Below are 18,954 nucleotides of genomic sequence, written 5' to 3'. Positions count from 1 at the left end.
GTTGCATGAGACCGGAGTGAGACATGATCCGCCATATCGTCTTCTTCACCGCCCGGAGCCGGGAGGACCGCGACGCGGTGCTTGCCGGCCTGTCGCTGCTGACCGAGATACCGCATGCGCGGCTCCTGGAGATCGGCAGCAATGCGAAGACCGACCAGCTCGGCAACGTGGTGGATTTCGTGGTCTATGGCGAGTTCGACGACGAGGCAGCGCTTGCCGCCTACAAGGCGCATCCACTTTACCAGAAATCCATCGAGCGGGTTCGCCCGCTCCGGGAAATGCGGATCGCGGCGGATTATGATGCGGACAAGGCGGCGAAACGGCCGGTTTGATGGTTATTGGCGAATAGCGAATAGCGAATAGCGAATAGTGAGTAGTAAATAGTAAATAGAAGGCGAGGACTGTCTGCCTTTTGTCTCGTTACTCATAACTATTCGCCATTCGCTACTCCCTATTCGCTTCAACAAGGATTTTCCGATGAAATCTCCATTCCGGCTGCCGTGGGCCTCCACGGCGGAACGACGGCGCGTGCCTGCTGAAAAGCATATCGAGGCGAAGATGGCGGGCGGTTTCGCGATCGTTGCCGGCGAGGGCGCGGCGCACTGGTCCGGCCGCTCCTATGCGGCGCTTTCGCGCGGCGGGTTCATGAAGAACCCGGTCGCGCATCGGGCCGTGCGGATGATCGCCGAGGCCGCGGCGGCGGTACCCTGGCTTGCCTATGACGGCGCGACCGAGCTTGCCGAGCACCCCGCTCTCGGACTGCTCGCGCGGCCGAACGGCCGGCAGAGCGGACCGGATTTCTTCGAGGCGCTCTACGGGCACCTGATGCTTTCCGGCAATGCCTATGTCGAGCCGCTGGCGCTCGGCGGGGAGCTACGCGAACTGCACCTGCTTCGCCCCGACCGAGTGAGCTTGGTGGAGGGCCGCGACGGCTGGGTGGTCGCCTACGATTATCGCGCCGGCGGGGTGACGCGCCGGCTGCCGGCGGAGGCAACCGAGGGGGGACAGGGCCTGGCGCTGCTGCATCTCAAGCTCTTTCATCCGCTCGACGATCATTCGGGCTTTCCGCCGCTTGCGGCCGCGGGTGCAGCACTCGATCTTCACAATGCGGCGGCAAGCTGGAACAAGGCGCTGCTCGACAATTCGGCCAGGCCTTCCGGTGCGCTCGTCTACCAGCCGAAGGATGGCGGCAATCTCTCGCCCGACCAGTATCAACGGCTGAAGGACGAGCTGGAGGCCGGCTATTCCGGCGCGGTGAATGCCGGCCGGCCGCTGCTGCTCGAAGGCGGACTCGACTGGAAATCCATGGGGCTTTCGCCGAAGGACATGGACTTCATCGAGGCGAAGAACGCCGCCGCGCGTGACATAGCGCTGGGCTTGGGCGTGCCGCCGATGCTGATCGGCATTCCGGGCGACAATACCTATGCCAATTATCAGGAGGCGAACCGCGCCTTCTACCGCTTGACCGTGCTGCCGCTGATCTCCCGCACCGCCGCAAGCTTCTCCGCCTGGCTTTCGCAGGCCTTTGGCGAGCGGCTGCGGCTGGAGCCGGACCTCGACAAGGTGGCCGGGCTCTCCGCCGAACGCGATGCGCTCTGGGCGCGGGTGGGGACGGCGGCATTCCTGACGGATGAGGAGAAGCGGGAAGCGGTGGGGTATTAGTCGGGGTGGATATGGTGTATGTTGTAATACGCCGTATTACAAATGGAGGCTGCCATGACCAAGCCCGTTCTTTCCGATCCGATCACGCTTCGCCTGCCGCTCGACATCCTGGAAGACATCGAGAAGATCGCCGAGACGGCGGATCGCAGCCGGAGCTGGGTGATCGTCCGCGCGCTGAAATATTACCTGATGGCGGAGGGGAGTGAGGTGCTGAGCATCCGGCGCGGCCTGGAAGATGTCGCGGCCGGTCGAACCGTGGACGCCGACGAGTTTCTAGCTGAGCTCGATCGCCTCAATCGTGAGGATGCCGCCTGATGAAGGTGTTTCTCTCGGAAGAAGCCATACGCTATGTCGAGAGAGAAAGGGCGTATCTCGCTCAGTTCAGCCGACGTGCATCCGTAGCCTTTTCGGAACAGGTCAGGAGAGCTATTCAGCTTATCGGCGATCACCCTCGCGTCGGAACCGCGGTTGCGCCAGCCGAAGGAATTCGCCGCTTCGTATCGGCGCCCTATCATCTGGATTATATCCTCCAGGCTGACCGGATACTGATTGTTTCCATCATGCACGCCCGCCAGGGACCTGCCGATCTTGAGAAGGACGAAGACGACGTCTTCGAATGAACGCGGCTTCGGCCTTGCTGGCGCGCCGTTGAATCAACTTCTGAACTTCCGGACTCAAAGTCCGAACAAAACCCGCTAAGGGATTCGCAAGATTTGCGGAAATGGCATCCGGCGACTTCAACCGATGCTTTGCGGCGGCGTGCGTGCCCGCCGATCTATGTGCTTCACCTCAACAAGAGATTAACGATGGCTGACCTTGGCAACGAACCGGGCGTGTGGGCCGCGAAGGCCGTGGGTGCGACGGCGGGAGCCGGTATTTCGCTGATCTATCTCCTGCCCAAGAGCCGTCGCGAGGCGGCGAGCCGCTTCATGACGGGCATGAGCTGCGGGCTGATCTTCGGCGGTCCGACGGGACTGTGGCTCATCGAGCAGCTCGGCATCGCAGACGCTCTTTCCGGCACGGAGGTGATGCTGACGGGAGCGGCGGCGGCAAGCCTTTCGGCCTGGTGGGTGCTCGGCGCGCTTGCCCGAGTGGCGGAGAGGTATGGGGGAACGCGGAGGTAACTAACTGCCTCTTGTATTGCCCCTCCCGGCCTGCCGGCCACCCTCCCCACAAGGGGGAGGGAAACAAGCGGCCGGACCTCGTTCCAAAATGACCATTGATTCCTCCACCGGCCCTCAATCGGGAAGCCAGGCAGTGCGGCATATCTCCCTCCCCCTTGTGGGGAGGGTGGCCGGCAGGCCGGGAGGGGTGGCGAAAATCTCATAACAGGAGAAACCCATGCACGCTTACCGCGGGCCGCGTCCCGCCATGCGCAAATTCGCCAATCTCGAACTTGCCGGCGTGACCGGCGACGGGGCTTTTTCCGGCTATGCCAGCATCTTCGGCGAGGTCGATCTCGGCAAGGACACGATCGAGCGCGGTGCTTTCATGAACTCGCTCGTCGAGCGCGGCGCGAGGGGCGTGCGGATGCTTTACCAGCACGATCCGGCCGAGCCGATCGGCGCCTGGAAGGTGATCCGCGAGGATGCCCGCGGGCTCTATGTCGAAGGGGTGCTCTCGCCAGGCGTCGCCCGTGCCCGCGAGGTGCACGCGCTGATGAAGAGCGGAGCGCTCGACGGGCTTTCGATCGGCTTTCGCACCGTCAAGGCGCGGGCCGATGCCAAGACCGGTGTTCGGCGCATTCTGGAAGCCGATCTATGGGAAATCTCGGTGGTGACCTTTCCGATGCTGCCTTCGGCCAGGGTCTCCAACGTCAAGCATGCGCGGTTCTTCCGGGACAAGGAAACCGAGCTCGTCCGCCAGGTGCGCCGGGCGGCGAAACTCATGTTGAACTCCAGCTTCAAGGGAAAGACGATATGACGGAACAGGTGAAGATTGCGCCGGAGGTGAAGGCGGTGCCGGAAACGGTGACGGCGGCCTTCGACGATTTCATGGAAGCCTTCGAGACGTTCAAGGACACGAACGACCGCCGACTGGACGAGATCGAGACGAAGCTGACGGCCGACGTGGTGACGCGCGACAAGATGGATCGCATCAACCGCGCCATGGACGAGCAGAAGAGAGTGCTCGACCAGCTCGCGCTGAAGAAGGCGCGCCCGCCGCTTGGGCGTGGCGGCGGAGAGTTTTCGCCGGAAGCGACCGAGCACAAGGCTGCCTTCGACGCCTATGTGAGGCGCGGCGAGGAAGCGGGCCTGCGCGAGCTGGAAGCCAAGGCTTTTTCTTCCGGCGCAGGCGCCGACGGCGGCTATCTGGTGCCGCCGGAAACCGATACCGAGATCGGCCGCCGGATCTCGGCGGTCTCTCCGATGCGGGCGCTCTCGACCGTCAGGACCGTTTCCGCCGCCGTGCTGAAGAAGCCGTTTGCCGCGACGGGTCTTGCCACCGGCTGGGTGGCGGAAACGGCCGCGCGCCCGCAGACCGCCACGCCGCAGCTTTCCGAACTCTCCTTCCCGACCATGGAACTCTATGCCATGCCGGCGGCGACCCAGAGCCTGCTGGACGATGCGGCGGTTGACATCGAGGCCTGGATCGCCGGCGAGGTGGACATCGTCTTCGCCGAGCAGGAGGGCGATGCCTTCATCCGCGGTGACGGCGTGAACAAGCCGCGCGGCTTTCTCTCCTATCCCACGGTGGCCGAAGAGGTCTGGGCCTGGGGCAGCCTCGGCTATGTGGCGACGGGACGAGCGGGCGACTGGGCGGCGAACGGCCCTTCCGATACGCTGATCGACGCTGTCTATTCGCTGAAGGCCGGGCATCGCCAGAACGGCACCTTCATGATGAACCGTAGGACGCAAGCCGACATCCGCAAGTTCAAGGATGCCGACGGCAACTATCTCTGGCGCCCGCCGGCAGCGGCAGGCCAGCCGGCCTCGCTGATGGGCTTTCCGATCGCGGAAGCCGAGGAGATGCCGGATGTGGGGGCGGACGCCTTCTCGATCGCCTTCGGCGACTTCCGCGCCGGCTATCTCGTCGTCGACCGGGCGGGCGTGCGCATCCTGCGCGACCCCTATTCCGCCAAGCCCTACGTGCTCTTCTACACGACCAAGCGCGTGGGCGGCGGGGTGCAGAATTTCGAGGCGATCAAGCTGGTGAAGTTCGCGGCGAATTGATGCTCGCAAAAGCGAATAGGGAGTCGCGAATAGCGAATAGAGGGCGGCCATTGGCTGCCCTGTTTCGTCGGCTCTCCATCTATTCGCCAATTCCTATTCGCTATTCGCTTCCGAAGGACCCTCATGACCTACGCCCTGATCCATCCGCCCACCGCGGAGCCGCTGACGCTTGCCGAGGTGAAGGCGCATTTGCGCCTCGACAGCGGCGAGGAGGATGCGCTTATTCTGTCGCTGATCCGAACGGCGCGTCAGCACCTGGAGCGCGAGACCGGGCTTTGCCTGATTGCGCAGGGCTGGCGGCTCTATCTCGATCGCTGGCCCCGCGACGGCGTGATTCGAATTCTGAAATCGCCGGTGCAAGAGATTCAGAAGATTACGGTTTATGACGCGGACGGCACTGCTTCTGAAGTTCCGCTTGAAGATCACCTTCTGGACGGCGTGGGCCGCCCGGCACGGCTCTGGCTACGTGAGAGGCTTGAACTCGGACACGCGGCGAACGGCATCGAGATCGATTTTTCCGCCGGCTTCGGAGAGGCGGGCGCGGACGTGCCCGACACGCTGAAGCGGGCGATGTCGATCCATATCGGCCACATGTTCGCGTTCCGGGGGGCGATCTCGCCCGACCAGCAGCCGGCCGGCATTCCGGATGGATATGAGCGTCTGATCGGGCCGTTCCGGATGCGGAGGCTCTGACCATGGCGATCGTCTTCTTCGATCCGGGGCAGATGACCGCGCGGCTGGACCTGGAGGCGCCGAGTGCGGCGCCGGATGGCCAGGGCGGCGCGGTGACAGGCTGGGAAGTGCTCGCTTCCATGTGGGCGCGCATCGAGCCGGTTTCGCATGTGGTGAGGGAGGAGGCGGTGGCGGAGACCGGCACGGTGAGCCACCGCATCTGGGTCCGCTTTCGCGAGGACGTGCAGGCCGGGATGCGGTTCCGCAAAGGTGCGCGGACCTTCGTGGTGAAGCTCGTGCGCGATCCGGACGAGACGCGGCGTTATCTCGTCTGCCAGTGCGAGGAGGACGGCCGATGACGGCTGCGAATGCGCTGCTCGCGGCAATCCATGCGAGGTTATCCGGCGATGCGGTGCTTACCGGCCTCGTGGGGCGGGATGGTATTCGCGACCGCTGGCTTGCGCGCGCCCACATGCCCTGCATCGTCTTCGGGGAGATGGAGACGAGGAACTATTCGACCTCCACGGAAGAGGCGGAGGAACATCTGCTGACGCTGGAGATCTGGTCCGGCGCAGAGGGCCGCAAGGAGGCGGTGGAGATCGCCGGACGGGTGTGTGCGCTGCTCGACGATGCGGCATTGCGGCTCGATGGTGCGGTTCTCGTTAGTCTGAGGCACCGGGATCTGCGCATACGGCGTGAGTCTAAGTCGAAGCTGTTTTGCGCTGAAGTCCGCTTCCGCGCGGTGACGGAACCGGCGTCATGAGGCTTTTGTATGTGCCTTCCGCACCAGGCCGATCAGCATCATGATTGCCGCAAGGGCGACGAGCGCTAGCGCTATCGCGAAGACGATGGCCACCTGATAGCCGGCGCGGTCGAGGAGGGCCGTGAAGACCACGGGGGCCGCCGCATTGGCGAGATTTTGCGGCAGCGAGAGGCGGGCTGCCTGCAGCCCGTATTCCCGAGGCGAAAAGAGTGCGAGCGGCAGAAGCGCACGGGCGACGGCGAGCACGCCGGAACCAAAGCCGTAGAAGAGTATGAAGGCGCAGAGGCTGGCGGTCGAAGGCGGCAGGCCCAGAAGGCAGGTGAAGCCGAGCAGTATCATGCCGGTGCCGGCGATCGAGGTCAGCAGCGGATTGCCGCGCCGGCCGAGCAGCATGTCGACGCCGCGCGCCGATATGCCGATGACGCCGCGCGCCGCGGCGAGCTGCAGCGCGAATTCGGGCGTTGCGCCTGACTGGCGGAGCAGTTCGAGGAGAGAGGGCGCGAGGCCGAAGGTGACGAAGGAGGCGATGGTGGTGGTGGCCGCGACGAGCAGGAAGGCTTTCCTACGTTCGGCGGCCGAGAGTTCCACGGGCGCGAGATCGGCGCTCGCACCTTGTTCCTGGCGCGCGATCGGCTTCGGCAAGGCGAAGAGATAGAGCGGCAGGCATACGAACAGTTGAATGGCTGCGCAGGCGGCAAAGGTGAAGCGCCAGCCGATCAGCTCGTTGAGCAGGCTCAAGAGCGGCCAGAAGATGGTGACCGAGAGGCCGGTGAAGAGCATGAGGATGGCGATCGTGCGCTTGGCGTTCGGTCCCTCGCGTTCGACCACCGCGGTATAGGCCGGAGCGGACAGCCCGAATGCGCCGCCGATGCCGATGACGATCCAGGCGAGAATATAGATCAGCAGGCCGTTTGCGGCCGCCAGCATCGCAAGGCCCAGTGCGAACGCCAGGGCACCGGCGGCAAGGACGCGGGCCGCGCCGTGACGCTCGAGCAGACGGCCGGTCAAAGGCCCGGCAAGCGCGCTGACGATCATCATGATGGTGAGGCCGGCGAAGATGATTTCGTTCGCTAAGCCGAGTTCCGGCGCGATGACGCGCCCCATTACGCCGAGCACTTCGAAGCTCGTGCCCCAGCCGGCGAGCTGCGTGACGGCCAGCACCGCGACGGTCTGGATGGAGCGGATGGGAAGAGAGGCCATGGCGACGGGCAATAGAGGAGGGGCGTGCCGCCTTGCAGTAGCAGGCGGCGCATTCCGGCGAAAGCGACATTTCCATGACAGGCGCCCGGCGGCGCCTTTTTCATTTTGGAGAGGACGAGAAGATGGTGGCTCAGAAGGGCAAGGACCTGCTTCTGAAGATGGACGATGGTGGAAGTTACGTGACCGTGGCGGGGCTGCGTTCCAGGCGGCTCGCCTTCAATGCCGAGACGGTGGACGTGACGGACGCCGAAAGCGCCGGCCGATGGCGAGAGCTCTTGGGCGGGGCGGGCGTGCAGCGCGCCTCGCTGACCGGAGCCGGCATCTTCAAGGACCAGGCGAGCGACGGACTGGTGCGGACAGCCTTCTTCGCGGCGAGCATTCTGAACTGGCAGGTGGTGATCCCGGATTTTGGGACGGTGAGCGGGCTCTTTCAGGTGACGGCGCTCGAATATTCCGGCGACCACAATGGCGAGATGCAGTTCGAGCTGGCGCTGGAATCGGCCGGCGCGCTGACTTTCGGAGCGATCCGATGACATCGAGGATGGGCGGACGCGCGAACCGCAGGCGCGGCGAGGTGGAGGCGGTGATCGACGGCGAGCGCCGCATCCTCTGTCTGACGCTGGGAGCGCTGGCGGAACTGGAGACTGCGTTCGCAGCCGGCGATCTGAACGGGCTTGCCGAACGGTTCTCTACCGGGCGGTTGAAGGCGGCGGACATGATACGGGTGATCGGCGCCGGCCTTCGCGGCGGCGGCAACCTCTTCTCCGACGACGAGGTGGCCGCGATGAGCATGGAGGGCGGGATTGCCGGCTATGCGCGGATCGTCGGCGATCTTCTGGCGGCGACCTTTGGTGGTTCGGAGGAGGGGGTGACGCAAAACCCTTGAGAGCCGCAGCAGGCGGAGAAGCTGTTGCAGGAAAAGTGCCAGGCGGTTTTCCGTATGCACCTGCGACCAACGAAAAGCGAGCGGAGCCCTTTCCCTGGAAGGCGGCGATGCACGCCGGCTTCTGCCTGCTGCGGCTTTCCTCCAGGGATTTCTGGGCGCTGACGCCGTTGGAGCTTTCCGCCATGACGGGTGGAATGCGGCCGCAGGGCGGGGCTCTCGGACGGGACGGGTTGGAGGCGCTGATGCGGGCGTTTCCGGATTTGCCCCTCCCCGTCGCTTCGCGATGACCTCCCCCCTCAAGGGGGAGGGTAAGGCGGTGTTCCTCCATATTCACGGAAATGCCCCTCACCCTAACCCTCTCCCCGTTTTGACGGGGAGAGGGGACGTGTCCAATCTACCGGTGCGGAGTGAGGAAGCCGGTGCGGCATATCCCTTCTCCCCGCATGCGGGGAGAAGGTGGCGGCAGCCGGATGAGGGGCATCCGAACTAACGCGAGGCATCATGGAAAACGACAATAACGAATTTACGGGCGCGCTCGGCGGAGCGGAAGCACTGGCCGATGTCATGGCCGATCTGGAGACGCGATCGCAGCGCTTCGGTGCGGCGCTGACGGGCGCTCTCCGATCCGCCACAGTGGGCGGGAAGGGACTGGAGGACGTATTGCGCGGCCTCGGCAACAGACTTTCCGACATTGGGCTCGCGGCGGGTTTGAAGCCGCTGGAAAACCTGCTCGGCAATGCGATTGGCGGCATGATGGGCTCGGTGGTGCCCTTTGCCGATGGCGGGGTGGTGCGGTCCCCGAGCTTCTTTCCGATGGGCGGCGACATGGGCCTGATGGGCGAGGCCGGCGCCGAGGCGATCCTGCCGCTGAGGCGCGGGCCGGACGGATCGCTCGGAGTTTCGGCAGGCGGTGGCGGGGGCATGCCGCAGGTCGTCTTCAACGTGACGGCCACGGATGCGGCGAGCTTCCGAAAGAGCGAGGGGCAGATCTCCGCCATGCTGGCGCGCAGCGTCGCGCGCGGCCGGCGCGGATTGTAAAAGGAGGCTGAACGATGAGCGGCTTTCACGAGGTGCGGTTTCCGCTGCGGCTGGCACTCGGCGTGAGCGGCGGGCCGGTCAGGCGCACCGATATCGTCAATCTTTCCAACGGGCGTGAGAACCGCAACCAACGCTGGCGCAATTCGAGGCGTAGCTACGATGCGGGATCGGGCGTCAAATCGATCGATGATCTCTATGCCGTGCTGGAATTCTTCGAAGCGCGGGGCGGGCAGCTCTACGGGTTTCGTTTCCGCGATCCTGTGGACTGGAAATCCTCCGCGCCGGGGAGGGCCGTTTCCGCCACCGACCAGGCGATCGGCATCGGCAACGGGACGACGGCCACCTTCCAACTCATCAAGACCTATGGAGACGCTGGGGGAAGCTGGCGGCGACGGATCGTCAAGCCGGTGGCCGGATCGGTGGTGATCGCGGTTGGCGGAGAGGTGAAGCCGCTATCCGCCTACAGGATCGATACGGCGACGGGGATCGTGACCTTTGCGGCCGGACAGGTCCCGCCGGCGGGTGCGCCGGTGACCTCCGGTTATGAATTCGACGTGCCGGTTCGCTTCGATACGGACCGGATCGACGTCAACCTCGCACATTTCGATGCCGGGCGCATTCCGACCATTCCATTGACGGAGATACTGGCATGAGACAGGTTCCGGAGGCTCTGGCCGCGCATCTGGAGGGTGAGGCGACGACAACCTGCCATTGCTGGCGAGTGACGCGCCGCGACGGCACGGTCCTCGGTTTTACCGAGCACGACGGCGACCTGAACTTCGCCGGAACGGCCTTCCTGGCCGCCAGCGGCTTTGCCGCGGGTGAGACCGAGGCGGCGACCGGGCTTCAGGCGGATTCATCGGAAGTGGCGGGCGGTTTTTCGAGCGCGGCGATCAGCGAGGCCGATCTGGCGGCTGGGAAATATGACGGCGCGCGGGTGGAGCTTTTTCTCGTCAACTGGCAGGCGCCCAATGAGCATATGCTGGTCGCGGTTCGCGAGATCGGCGAAGTCTCGCGCGCCGGCGGGGAGTTCCGCGCGGAACTGCGCAGCATCGCGCATCGGCTGAACCAGCCGCAGGGGCGGGTCTACGGCAGGCGATGCGACGCGAGCCTCGGAGACAGCCGCTGCCAGGTCGACCTGGCACGATGGCAGGGAGCGGTAACGGTTGTCGAGATGCGGGATGCAAGCCGGATCGTGGTTTCGGGGCTCGGGGCATTTCCTGACGGATTCTTCCGGCGCGGGGTGATGATGCTGGCGGATGGGACAAGTCTCGACGTCGAGGGGCACGAGTTGAACCCAGACGGGACGGCGGAGCTTGCCCTCTGGATTCCGCCGGAAAGGGCTCTGGAGGCGGGGCAGGCATTCACCCTGACGGCCGGTTGCGACAAGACCTTCGCGACCTGCAAGGCGCGCTTCGCAAACCACTTGAACTTTCGCGGGTTTCCGCATGTTCCGGGCGCGGATTTCGCCTATTCCTATGCCGATGGGGAGCGGGTGCACGACGGCAGCCCGATCTTCGAATGAGCGCGGTTGGCGCAAAGGTGGTGTCGCTGGCGGAGGGATGGATCGGCACACCCTATCGGCATCAAGGCGCGGCCAAGGGGATCGGTTGCGATTGCATCGGCCTGATCCGCGGTATCTGGCGGGAACTTTACGGCGAGGAGCCAGTGGCCGTGCCGCCCTACGCACCGGATTGGGCGGAGCGCTCGGGAGAGGAACGGCTGGTGGAGGCCGCGCTGCGGCTGTTCGGGCCGGCCTTGCCGCTGCGTGAAGCGGAACCGGGTGACCTCCTGCTGTTCCGCTGGCGACCGGATTGCGCCGCCAAGCACGCGGGCATTCTGGCCGGGCCGGACCATTTCATTCACGCCTACGAGCAAGGCGCGGTGACGCGATCTGCTCTGGTGCCTTCGTGGAGACGGCGGATTGCGGCCGTGCACAGGTTTCCCGGTATCGCGGTGTGATTGAAAAAAGCCGCCGATTGGCCTATTGTGATGGAGTGGTGAGCGAGGCTGCTACCTCGCCCACCGTTTGCTAAGCTTTGAAGTTGACCCGGACGGCGATCGACCAGCCCGTCCGGGTTATCCTTAAGCTAAGCGTAATGCCAATCGGCACAAGCCTCATAACATCACCTCCATATTCGAGAGCAGGGCTCCTGCCTGAGTCAGTGTAGCCTATCTCCACTGACGCGCCGGCTGGTTCGGCGCTTGCTGCTTCTGCTCCCGAATTTACCGACGCTATCACAATTTAAGCGAGCATCCAGTGGCAAGCGCTGGATCGCTGAAGGATTCAGATGGCCACCATCCTTTTCCAGGCTGCGGGTGCGGCGCTTGGCAGCGTGTTCGGCCCGGTCGGGGCGATCGCCGGCCGGGCGGCCGGAGCGCTTGCGGGCAGCGTCGTCGACCGGGCGTTGCTCGGCGGCGGCAACACGATTTCCGGAGCACGGCTTGCGACCGCACGCATTCCGGGCGCAGACGAGGGGACTGCGATCAACCGGCTCTATGGAACGGCGCGGATCGGCGGCACTCTGATCTGGGCGACACGCTTCGAGGAGGAGATCACCGAGGAGCGGTCGGGAGGCAAGGGCAGCGGGCCGAGGATCGAGAATTTCCGCTACTTCGCAAACTTCGCGGTGGGGCTCTGCGAGGGGCCGATCGCCTGCGTCCGGCGCGTATGGGCCGATGGGCGGGAACTCGACGTGACCTCGCTGGAAATGCGTGTCTATCGCGGGACGGAGGACCAGTTTCCCGATCCGCTGATCGAAGCCAAGCAGGGAGAGGGCAATGCTTCGGCCTATCGGGGGCTTGCCTATGTGGTGTTCGAGCGATTGCCTCTCGAGACCTTCGGAAATCGCATTCCTCTCCTGCAGTTCGAGGTGGTGCGGTCGGTGGGGCGGCTGGAGAAGCAGATCCGCGCCGTGACGATGATCCCCGGCGCAACGGAGCATGGCTATGCCACGGAACGGGTGACGGAAAAGACGGGCGAGGGCAGCGCCCGGATCATGAACCGCAACACGCTGACGGCTTCGACCGACTGGGAGGCTTCACTGGATGAACTGACGGCGGTGTGCCCGAACCTGGAAAGCGTGGCGTTGGTCCTCACATGGTTCGGTACCGACCTGCGGGCCGGCCATTGCCGGATCGTGCCGGGCGTCGAGGTGAGCATCAGGAAGAACGAAAGCCGTGGATGGTCGGTCAGCGGCATCTCGCGAGGGGACGCCTACCTCATCGGCAGCGTCGCCGGCGGCCCCGCCTATGGCGGAACGCCGAGCGACCGCAGCGTGCTGCAGGCGATCGCGGACCTCAAGGCGCGCGGGCTCAAGGTCTACCTCTATCCCTTCGTGATGATGGACGTGCCGCCCGGAAACGGCTTGCCCGACCCCTATGGCGGTTCCGAGCAGTCGGCCTTTCCCTGGCGCGGGCGGATCACCTGCTTTCCGGCGCCGATGCGGCCCGGCAGCGCCGACAGGACGGCGATGGCGAGAACTCAGGTGGATGCTTTCTGCGGCTCCGCGACCGCGGGTGATTTCCGCAAGGGCAACGGCAGCGTGAGGTATGAAGGGCGGGACGAGGGCTATCGCCGCATGGTCCTGCACTATGCGCACCTGGCGGCGGTGGCGGGCGGTATCGACGGCTTCGTCATCGGTTCGGAACTGCGCGGGCTGACCCAGCTTCGCGACGACGCCGGCGGCTTTCCGTTCGTGCAGCAACTGGTGCGGCTGGCGGAGGACGTGCGGGCGATCGTCGGAACGGGCACCAGGCTCACCTACGGCGCCGACTGGAGCGAATATTTCGGTTATCACCCGCAGGACGGCTCCGGCGAGGTGCATTTCCATCTCGACCCACTCTGGGCGTCGCCCGCGATCGATGCGGTCAGCATCGACAACTATATGCCGCTCGGGGACTGGCGGGATACCGATCTCGCGGACGGCAATCCCGACGGTTTCCGGACTGCAGATGATGTGGAGGCCCTGCAGCGGCAGATCGAGGCCGGGGAAGGCTACGACTGGTACTATGCCGGCGCCGAGAACCGGGAAAACCGCATCAGATCTCCCATTACCGATGGGTTGGCGCAGAAGCACTGGACATTCCGGCACAAGGATATCTTCGGCTGGTGGTCGAACCGTCATTACGACCGCGTTGGCGGCGCGGAGAAGGCGGAACCCACGGCCTGGGAGCCTGGGATGAAGCCGGTCTGGTTCACCGAACTCGGCTGCGCGGCGATCGACAAGGGCGCGAACCAGCCGAACGTCTTTCTCGACCCGAAATCCACCGAAAGCGCGGTGCCGCATTTCTCCAGCGGCGCGCGCTCCGACAGTATGCAGCGGCGCTTCCTGGAAGCGCATCACGACTGGTGGCGCGGCGAAGGCACGCGGCCGGGCATGGTCGATCCGGACCATGTCTTCGTCTGGACGTGGGATGCGCGGCCCTATCCGGCATTTCCGAACGACCTTTCGCTGTGGAGCGACGGCGGCAATTGGCGCACCGGCCATTGGCTGAACGGACGGCTGGGCGGAACGACGCTTGCCGACGCGATCGCGGCGCTTCTGACGGAGCACGGTTTTGCCGACTTCGACGTCTCGGAGGTCAGCGGCGATCTCGTCGGCTACGTGCAGGGCGAAGTGACCTCGGCGCGGGCACTTCTGGAGCCGCTGCTCGAAGTCTTCCAGGTGGATGTGCGGGAAGACGCGGGCCAGCTGCGTTTCCGTTCCCGAGGCAAGGTCAGCCTTGCCCCGCAACGACTGACCGTGCTGGCCGATCCGGACGGCGGGCCGCTCTGGAGCGAGTTGCGCGGCCACGACAGCGATTTCGCCGCGGAAGCGATCCTGACGTCTTATAATCCGGCGCTGAACTACGAGCAGGCAAGCACGCGCTCCAGGCGAGCGCGAGCCGAAAGCCTGCGCGTGCTCGGCTACGACCTGCCGGCCGTTCTGGCGGAGGAAACGGCGCTGATCGCGGTGGAAAACCTGCTGCGGGACCACCGGATCGCCAGGCGGACATTGAATTTCGCCCTTCCACCGAACGAGATATCGCCCGAGCCGGGTGACGCGGTTCAGCTCGCCGATGGGCCGGACGGCGTCTTCGTCATCGAGCGGATCGAGGAAGGTGCGACGCGGCGCATCGAGGCGAGGCGGCACTCGCCCGCCAGCTCGCCGGCGCCGATCGCGGAAACCGGCAAGCCGGTGGGTGGAGGCACGGCGTCGAATGCCTTCTCGCCCGTCCTGCACTTCCTCGATCTGCCACGTTTTTCCTCTGGAGAAGCCACGAGCTTTGCGCGGGTGGCGGGCTTTGCGAAACCGTGGCGCCGCATCGTCATTTCGGCTTCCGTCTCGGGCGAGGGATATCGAACGCGGGCGGTGCTGGATCGCCCGGCACGGGTAGGCCTGCTTGCGGAGGCGCTTTCTCCTTCGGGCATTTTCGGGAGGTTCGACAGGGCGCGGCCGATGGTGGTCGACCTTTCCTTCGGAGGCCTCTCTTCGGTGGATAGGCTCTCTCTGCTCAGTGGCGAAAACCGGATCGCGGTCCAGGCTGTGAACGATGTCTGGGAGGTGATCGACTTCGCCGAGGCGGAGGAGATCGGGCCGAACCGCTGGCGATTGTCAGGACTGCTGCGAGGGCTCGCCGGCAGCGAGGACGCGGCCAACGTCGGGGCCTCGGCCGGCGCACCCGTCGTCGTGCTGGACGCGGCGGTGATGCCCCTTGGGCTGGCGTCCGAGGAGCGGGGTCTTGGCCTCAACTGGCTCGCGGAGGCGGCAGCCAGCGGCGGCGGGCGAATCGGTCCGCAGGTCTTCACGGGCGGAATTCGCGCCGAAACACCGCTCTCTCCGGTTCATCTGCGCGGGACGCGGCAGGCGAACGGCGATATTCGCCTCACATGGACACGCCGCAGCCGGATCGACGCCGATACCTGGGAAGGGGCGGAGATACCGCTGGACGAGCCGGAAGAACGCTATCTGGTCGAGATCATGGACGGCACGGCCGTGAAGCGGACCGCGGAGGCAAACAGCCCCGCATTCATTTATGGGACAGCGGCGGAAGCGGCCGATTTCGGCGCTCCGCAGGAGCGGCTTTCGGTGCGGATACGTCAACTCGGGCGGGCAGTCGCGCTCGGGCTTCCGGCCTCGGCAACCATTTCATTCTAGAAAGAGGAGAAGAGCATGGACGGCATGAAGGCATGGTATCAGTCGAAGACGGTGTGGGGTGCGCTGATCGCGGTCGTCGCATCGCTATTGCAGGCGACGGGCATCAATCTCGGCGAGGAAGTGCAGTCCGAACTTGCGGATATTGCGGTCACGCTTGCCGGTGTGGGCGGCGGATTGGTGGCTCTTTACGGCCGGATAGTTGCAGGGAGCGGCATCCGCGGCAGGTAGGCCGTGGCGGGGGATTGAGGGCATCATTCATTTGCCATTCAGGGGCCTTTGGTTACATAGTTCCCACATGCTTTGGATATGAAACCTGTCCGTCACATAAGTGGAAGTTGTAACCATGGCGCGACTGCCGATCATAGCGATACTCGCCGCCGGCATTGCCGGAGGCTCCGGTTTTTTGCCGGAAAGGGCGTCCGCGCGTGATTATCTTATTCTCGTTGCAAGCGACTGCGGCTCGGCCGCATCGCGGGTCGTGCGCGAAACCGGCGGCCAGCTTCTATCGGCCGAACCTTCCTCGGACGGCCAGACTTGCGTCGTGACCGTGCTTGTGCAGGGTAGCGGCAGCGAAAGGCCGCGTAAGGTCACCGTAAGGGTGCCGATGTAGGCTGAATGCTGCCGTGGCCACGGAAGCCCGAGCTTATTATTACGAGGACGGTTCATGCGTATTCTGGTGATCGAAGACGACGTCAATCTCAACCGGCAGCTTTCCGACGCGCTGAAGGAAGCCGGCTATGTGGTGGACCAGGCCTTCGACGGCGAAGAGGGGCACTATCTCGGGGAAACCGAGCCCTATGATGCGGTGATTCTGGATATCGGCCTGCCGATGATGGACGGCATCTCGGTGGTCGAGAAATGGCGCACCGAAGGCAAGGGAATGCCGGTGCTGATGCTGACGGCGCGCGACCGCTGGAGCGACAAGGTGGCGGGCATCGACGCGGGCGCGGACGATTATGTCGCCAAGCCCTTCCATGTCGAGGAGGTGCTTGCGCGGGTTCGGGCGCTCATCCGCCGCGCGGCCGGCCACTCCTCTTCCGAGATCGTCTGCGGGCCGGTGCGGCTCGACACCAAGGCCTCGAAGGCCACTGTCGACGGCGTGCCGCTGAAGCTCACTTCGCACGAATTCCGGCTGCTTTCCTACCTGATGCACCACATGGGCCAGGTGGTCTCCCGAACCGAGCTGGTGGAGCACATGTACGACCAGGACTTCGACCGGGATTCCAACACGATCGAAGTCTTCGTCGGACGCCTGCGCAAGAAGCTCGGAGTCGATCTGATCGAGACCGTGCGCGGTCTCGGCTACCGGATGCAGGCCCCGAGCGAAGCGGCTAAATGAAGAGGATCGGTCCGAGATCGCTCACCGCCCGCGTCCTTCTGCTCGCCACGGCCTGGTCGGCGCTGGCGTTGGTGGTGATCGCGATCGTAATCTCGGCGCTCTACCGGCAATCGGCGGAACGGGCCTTCACCGATCTCCTGCGTGCCCAGCTCTACAACGTCATCAATTCGGTTTCGATCGGCGAGGACAACGCCCTCGTCGGCAATCCGCAGCTCGGCGACCTGCGCTTCTCGCAGCCGGAGACCGGCTGGTACTGGATCATCGAGCCGCTCGGCACCTTCGCGGCGACGCCGCTTTCCTCTTCCTCGCTCGGCGTTTCGAATATCGCGGTGCCGTCGATCCTCAACGTGCCCTTCGACAACCGTTACGAGCGGTTTTACCAGACCAACGACGCCTTCGGGAACCATGTGCTGGTGGCAGAGACGGAAGTCGTGCTGGACGGCGAGGGGCGTGCGGCGCGCTTCAGGGTATCCGGCAATCTTGCCGTGGTGGAAGATGATATCCGCACCTTTTCGCGCAGTCTCTATATCGCGCTTGCCGTCTTCGGCCTGGGAAGCCTCATCGTCAACGGTCTTGCGATCCTTTACGGCCTGCTGCCGCTCGACGCGGCGCGCAAGGCGCTGGAAAAGGTGCGCCGCGCGGAAGCCGAGCGCCTGGAGGGTAATTTTCCCCGCGAGATCATGCCGCTTGCCAACGACATCAACGCGCTGATCGACAGCAACCGCCGCATCGTCGAGCGCGCCCGCATGCAGGTCGGCAATCTCGCTCATTCGCTGAAGACGCCGATCGCCGTGCTGCTCAACGAATCACGCACGCTCGATCGCCCGCAGTCGGAACTCGTGAAGTCCCAGGCAGAGGCGATGCAGGCGCAGGTACAATCCTATCTCAACCGCGCCCGTATCGCCGCTCAGCGCGAATCGGTGCTCGCCCGCACGGAGGCCGAGCCCGTGCTCGAGCGGCTGATCAGGGTGATGCGGCGGCTCAACCCCGACAAGGACTTCCATCTTTCCATCCAGCCTTCCAGTCTGGCGCTCGCCATGGAGCAGCAGGACATGGAGGAGACCGTCGGAAACCTGCTGGAGAATGCAGCCCGTTTCTGCAAGACCGGCGTCTGGGTGACTGCCGTTCCAGCCCCCCAACCGCCGGGGATGGAGGGAGGCGACCAACCTCGCCGCTCCTGGGTGGAGATGGCCGTGGAGGACGACGGGCCAGGGCTCGAGCCGGACCAGATCAAAGAGGCGATGAAGCGCGGCACGCGGCTCGACGAGAGCAAGCCGGGCGCCGGCCTCGGCCTTTCGATCGTGCGGGAGATCACCGGCGAATACCAGGGCATTTTCGAGCTTTCGCGCGGTCCCCGCGGCGGGCTCAAGGCCAGGCTCCTGTTGCCGGGCGTGACCAAGGATGCGGCCTGACCCATGCGATCTGGGGAAAACAGGGCTTCTGGAGAGACTTGGGGCTACTATGATGTTCGGCCGGAGGCTTCGTGTTTTCTTCGCGCCTCTCAAAACATGGGAGAACAAGATAGGCACGTTTGCGAATTTTCCCAATGATGCCATAATGATGCCATGCCGGGACCGCAGCGGTTCCGGTGGCTGCCCACGTCGTTTCGATTCTGCCATCCGGTTCTGACAAGATGCGTTGTTCCAGCTTTAAAATTGCCGTCTCATTGCTTCTCGTCGGGGGCCTGCTTGGTAGCTGCGCCACCAAGGGCGACGCTCCCGCACGAGGCATCTTTTCGCCGCGCCCGGCTGCCGCAACGCCCTATATCACGGCGCTGCAGGGCGGCATCATCAGCCGCAGCGGGATCGATATTTCCGGCAGCGACCGTTCGCGGGCGCTGGAGGCGGAATATCGGGCGCTGGAAGCTTCCCCCGGCGGCCAGCCGGTGACCTGGAGCGGCAGCGACGTGAAGGGCGAGGTCGTGGCGAGCGCGCCCTATCAGGTCGGCACCCAGAACTGCCGCCAGTACCGCCATACGCTGACTGCCGAGGGGCGCGAGGTGACGGCGCGCGGCGCAGCCTGCCGCAACAGCGACGGAAGCTGGACGCCCCTGACCTGAAAAGGTCGCGGATTTTGACGCA

Annotated in this window: 24 protein-coding genes; 23 read left to right on the top strand and 1 reads right to left on the bottom strand. The window is 64.8% G+C overall.

Features of this window, described 5'->3' with window-relative positions:
- Nucleotides 1–23: 23 nt before the first annotated feature.
- The 10 genes from YH62_RS18285 (at nt 24) to YH62_RS18240 (ending at nt 6,270) form a co-directional block, all read left to right on the top strand.
- Nucleotides 24–332, top strand: a complete 309-nt coding sequence (locus tag YH62_RS18285) for a Dabb family protein (RefSeq protein ID WP_046795707.1) — start codon at nt 24–26, stop codon at nt 330–332.
- 145 nt (nt 333–477) lie between these two features.
- Nucleotides 478–1,662 carry a phage portal protein gene (locus YH62_RS18280; protein ID WP_046795706.1) on the top strand — a complete coding sequence of 395 codons (1,185 nt, stop codon included), beginning with the start codon at nt 478–480 and terminating at the stop codon, nt 1,660–1,662.
- 54 nt (nt 1,663–1,716) lie between these two features.
- The gene (locus YH62_RS18275; protein WP_046795705.1) at nt 1,717–1,977 is read left to right on the top strand and encodes a ribbon-helix-helix protein, CopG family; all 261 of its coding nucleotides are present in this window, start codon (nt 1,717–1,719) and stop codon (nt 1,975–1,977) included.
- Nucleotides 1,977–2,282 carry a type II toxin-antitoxin system RelE/ParE family toxin gene (locus tag YH62_RS18270; protein ID WP_046795704.1) on the top strand — a complete coding sequence of 102 codons (306 nt, stop codon included), beginning with the start codon at nt 1,977–1,979 and terminating at the stop codon, nt 2,280–2,282. The genes YH62_RS18275 and YH62_RS18270 overlap by 1 nt, the downstream gene beginning before the upstream one ends.
- Before the next feature lie 186 nt (nt 2,283–2,468).
- Complete coding sequence (locus YH62_RS18265; RefSeq protein WP_046795703.1) at nt 2,469–2,786, top strand: DUF6107 family protein; 318 nt, start codon at nt 2,469–2,471, stop codon at nt 2,784–2,786.
- A 217-nt stretch (nt 2,787–3,003) separates the two neighbouring features.
- Nucleotides 3,004–3,585, top strand: a complete 582-nt coding sequence (locus YH62_RS18260) for an HK97 family phage prohead protease (RefSeq protein WP_046795702.1) — start codon at nt 3,004–3,006, stop codon at nt 3,583–3,585.
- Complete coding sequence (locus YH62_RS18255; protein ID WP_046795701.1) at nt 3,582–4,835, top strand: phage major capsid protein; 1,254 nt, start codon at nt 3,582–3,584, stop codon at nt 4,833–4,835. Before YH62_RS18260 ends, YH62_RS18255 begins: the two co-directional genes overlap by 4 nt.
- 123 nt (nt 4,836–4,958) lie before the next feature.
- Nucleotides 4,959–5,528 carry a head-tail connector protein gene (locus YH62_RS18250; protein ID WP_046795700.1) on the top strand — a complete coding sequence of 190 codons (570 nt, stop codon included), beginning with the start codon at nt 4,959–4,961 and terminating at the stop codon, nt 5,526–5,528.
- A gap of 2 nt (nt 5,529–5,530) precedes the next feature.
- The gene (locus YH62_RS18245) at nt 5,531–5,866 is read left to right on the top strand and encodes a phage head closure protein (protein ID WP_046795699.1); all 336 of its coding nucleotides are present in this window, start codon (nt 5,531–5,533) and stop codon (nt 5,864–5,866) included.
- A complete protein-coding gene (locus YH62_RS18240) occupies nt 5,863–6,270 on the top strand; it encodes a DUF3168 domain-containing protein (protein ID WP_046795698.1) in 408 nt (135 codons plus the stop codon). The genes YH62_RS18245 and YH62_RS18240 overlap by 4 nt, the downstream gene beginning before the upstream one ends.
- Here YH62_RS18240 and YH62_RS18235 read toward each other — a convergent pair.
- Entirely contained in the window at nt 6,265–7,470 is a 1,206-nt protein-coding gene (locus YH62_RS18235; RefSeq protein WP_046795697.1) for an MFS transporter, read from the bottom strand. The two genes, YH62_RS18240 and YH62_RS18235, sit on opposite strands and share 6 nt — an antisense overlap.
- A gap of 122 nt (nt 7,471–7,592) precedes the next feature.
- On the opposite strand from YH62_RS18235, the gene YH62_RS18230 reads away from it, so the two are divergent.
- The 13 genes from YH62_RS18230 to YH62_RS18170 all read left to right on the top strand — a co-directional run bounded on the left by YH62_RS18230 (nt 7,593) and on the right by YH62_RS18170 (nt 18,932).
- Nucleotides 7,593–8,003, top strand: coding sequence for a phage major tail protein, TP901-1 family (locus YH62_RS18230; protein ID WP_046796036.1), 411 nt, complete (start codon nt 7,593–7,595; stop codon nt 8,001–8,003).
- The gene (locus YH62_RS18225) at nt 8,000–8,356 is read left to right on the top strand and encodes a gene transfer agent family protein (RefSeq protein ID WP_046795696.1); all 357 of its coding nucleotides are present in this window, start codon (nt 8,000–8,002) and stop codon (nt 8,354–8,356) included. The genes YH62_RS18230 and YH62_RS18225 overlap by 4 nt, the downstream gene beginning before the upstream one ends.
- 35 nt (nt 8,357–8,391) lie before the next feature.
- Nucleotides 8,392–8,643 (top strand): rcc01693 family protein, encoded by a 252-nt coding sequence (locus YH62_RS18220; protein WP_280950069.1) that lies wholly within the window; start codon nt 8,392–8,394, stop codon nt 8,641–8,643.
- Nucleotides 8,644–8,857: 214 nt separating this feature from the next.
- Nucleotides 8,858–9,394, top strand: a complete 537-nt coding sequence (locus YH62_RS18215; protein ID WP_046795695.1) for a phage tail tape measure protein — start codon at nt 8,858–8,860, stop codon at nt 9,392–9,394.
- A 14-nt stretch (nt 9,395–9,408) separates the two neighbouring features.
- Nucleotides 9,409–10,047 carry a DUF2460 domain-containing protein gene (locus YH62_RS18210; protein WP_046795694.1) on the top strand — a complete coding sequence of 213 codons (639 nt, stop codon included), beginning with the start codon at nt 9,409–9,411 and terminating at the stop codon, nt 10,045–10,047.
- Entirely contained in the window at nt 10,044–10,919 is an 876-nt protein-coding gene (locus YH62_RS18205) for a DUF2163 domain-containing protein (protein ID WP_046795693.1), read from the top strand. Before YH62_RS18210 ends, YH62_RS18205 begins: the two co-directional genes overlap by 4 nt.
- Entirely contained in the window at nt 10,916–11,356 is a 441-nt protein-coding gene (locus YH62_RS18200; protein WP_046795692.1) for an NlpC/P60 family protein, read from the top strand. The genes YH62_RS18205 and YH62_RS18200 overlap by 4 nt, the downstream gene beginning before the upstream one ends.
- 329 nt (nt 11,357–11,685) lie before the next feature.
- Nucleotides 11,686–15,534, top strand: coding sequence for a glycoside hydrolase/phage tail family protein (locus YH62_RS18195; RefSeq protein ID WP_046795691.1), 3,849 nt, complete (start codon nt 11,686–11,688; stop codon nt 15,532–15,534).
- A 15-nt stretch (nt 15,535–15,549) separates the two neighbouring features.
- A complete protein-coding gene (locus YH62_RS18190; protein WP_046795690.1) occupies nt 15,550–15,762 on the top strand; it encodes a hypothetical protein in 213 nt (70 codons plus the stop codon).
- 115 nt (nt 15,763–15,877) lie between these two features.
- Nucleotides 15,878–16,144, top strand: a complete 267-nt coding sequence (locus YH62_RS18185; RefSeq protein ID WP_046795689.1) for a hypothetical protein — start codon at nt 15,878–15,880, stop codon at nt 16,142–16,144.
- Between the two features lie 54 nt (nt 16,145–16,198).
- Nucleotides 16,199–16,873 (top strand): response regulator transcription factor, encoded by a 675-nt coding sequence (locus tag YH62_RS18180; protein WP_046795688.1) that lies wholly within the window; start codon nt 16,199–16,201, stop codon nt 16,871–16,873.
- 5 nt (nt 16,874–16,878) lie between these two features.
- Nucleotides 16,879–18,285 (top strand): HAMP domain-containing sensor histidine kinase, encoded by a 1,407-nt coding sequence (locus YH62_RS18175; RefSeq protein ID WP_137326893.1) that lies wholly within the window; start codon nt 16,879–16,881, stop codon nt 18,283–18,285.
- A gap of 221 nt (nt 18,286–18,506) precedes the next feature.
- Entirely contained in the window at nt 18,507–18,932 is a 426-nt protein-coding gene (locus tag YH62_RS18170) for a membrane protein (RefSeq protein ID WP_046795686.1), read from the top strand.
- The last annotated feature ends 22 nt before the right edge of the window (nt 18,933–18,954 follow it).

This window comes from Rhizobium sp. LC145 (assembly GCF_001005825.1).
GTDB lineage: Bacteria > Pseudomonadota > Alphaproteobacteria > Rhizobiales > Rhizobiaceae > Neorhizobium.
Note: the sequence above shows the minus strand (reverse complement) of the source record. Positions and strands in the feature narration are given on the sequence as shown.

What these genes read in the sequence shown, in the direction of transcription:
- YH62_RS18215 (WP_046795695.1), top strand. Translation starts at nt 8,858, where the DNA reads ATGGAAAACGACAATAACGAATTTACGGGCGCGCTCGGCGGAGCGGAA.
- YH62_RS18280 (WP_046795706.1), top strand. Translation starts at nt 478, where the DNA reads ATGAAATCTCCATTCCGGCTGCCGTGGGCCTCCACGGCGGAACGACGG.
- YH62_RS18205 (WP_046795693.1), top strand. Translation starts at nt 10,044, where the DNA reads ATGAGACAGGTTCCGGAGGCTCTGGCCGCGCATCTGGAGGGTGAGGCG.
- YH62_RS18180 (WP_046795688.1), top strand. Translation starts at nt 16,199, where the DNA reads ATGCGTATTCTGGTGATCGAAGACGACGTCAATCTCAACCGGCAGCTT.
- YH62_RS18230 (WP_046796036.1), top strand. Translation starts at nt 7,593, where the DNA reads ATGGTGGCTCAGAAGGGCAAGGACCTGCTTCTGAAGATGGACGATGGT.
- YH62_RS18270 (WP_046795704.1), top strand. Translation starts at nt 1,977, where the DNA reads ATGAAGGTGTTTCTCTCGGAAGAAGCCATACGCTATGTCGAGAGAGAA.
- YH62_RS18200 (WP_046795692.1), top strand. Translation starts at nt 10,916, where the DNA reads ATGAGCGCGGTTGGCGCAAAGGTGGTGTCGCTGGCGGAGGGATGGATC.
- YH62_RS18225 (WP_046795696.1), top strand. Translation starts at nt 8,000, where the DNA reads ATGACATCGAGGATGGGCGGACGCGCGAACCGCAGGCGCGGCGAGGTG.
- YH62_RS18285 (WP_046795707.1), top strand. Translation starts at nt 24, where the DNA reads ATGATCCGCCATATCGTCTTCTTCACCGCCCGGAGCCGGGAGGACCGC.
- YH62_RS18185 (WP_046795689.1), top strand. Translation starts at nt 15,878, where the DNA reads ATGGCGCGACTGCCGATCATAGCGATACTCGCCGCCGGCATTGCCGGA.
- YH62_RS18235 (WP_046795697.1), bottom strand. Translation starts at nt 7,470, where the DNA reads ATGGCCTCTCTTCCCATCCGCTCCATCCAGACCGTCGCGGTGCTGGCC.
- YH62_RS18170 (WP_046795686.1), top strand. Translation starts at nt 18,507, where the DNA reads ATGCGTTGTTCCAGCTTTAAAATTGCCGTCTCATTGCTTCTCGTCGGG.
- YH62_RS18265 (WP_046795703.1), top strand. Translation starts at nt 2,469, where the DNA reads ATGGCTGACCTTGGCAACGAACCGGGCGTGTGGGCCGCGAAGGCCGTG.
- YH62_RS18250 (WP_046795700.1), top strand. Translation starts at nt 4,959, where the DNA reads ATGACCTACGCCCTGATCCATCCGCCCACCGCGGAGCCGCTGACGCTT.
- YH62_RS18210 (WP_046795694.1), top strand. Translation starts at nt 9,409, where the DNA reads ATGAGCGGCTTTCACGAGGTGCGGTTTCCGCTGCGGCTGGCACTCGGC.
- YH62_RS18190 (WP_046795690.1), top strand. Translation starts at nt 15,550, where the DNA reads ATGGACGGCATGAAGGCATGGTATCAGTCGAAGACGGTGTGGGGTGCG.
- YH62_RS18255 (WP_046795701.1), top strand. Translation starts at nt 3,582, where the DNA reads ATGACGGAACAGGTGAAGATTGCGCCGGAGGTGAAGGCGGTGCCGGAA.
- YH62_RS18260 (WP_046795702.1), top strand. Translation starts at nt 3,004, where the DNA reads ATGCACGCTTACCGCGGGCCGCGTCCCGCCATGCGCAAATTCGCCAAT.
- YH62_RS18275 (WP_046795705.1), top strand. Translation starts at nt 1,717, where the DNA reads ATGACCAAGCCCGTTCTTTCCGATCCGATCACGCTTCGCCTGCCGCTC.
- YH62_RS18245 (WP_046795699.1), top strand. Translation starts at nt 5,531, where the DNA reads ATGGCGATCGTCTTCTTCGATCCGGGGCAGATGACCGCGCGGCTGGAC.
- YH62_RS18240 (WP_046795698.1), top strand. Translation starts at nt 5,863, where the DNA reads ATGACGGCTGCGAATGCGCTGCTCGCGGCAATCCATGCGAGGTTATCC.
- YH62_RS18195 (WP_046795691.1), top strand. Translation starts at nt 11,686, where the DNA reads ATGGCCACCATCCTTTTCCAGGCTGCGGGTGCGGCGCTTGGCAGCGTG.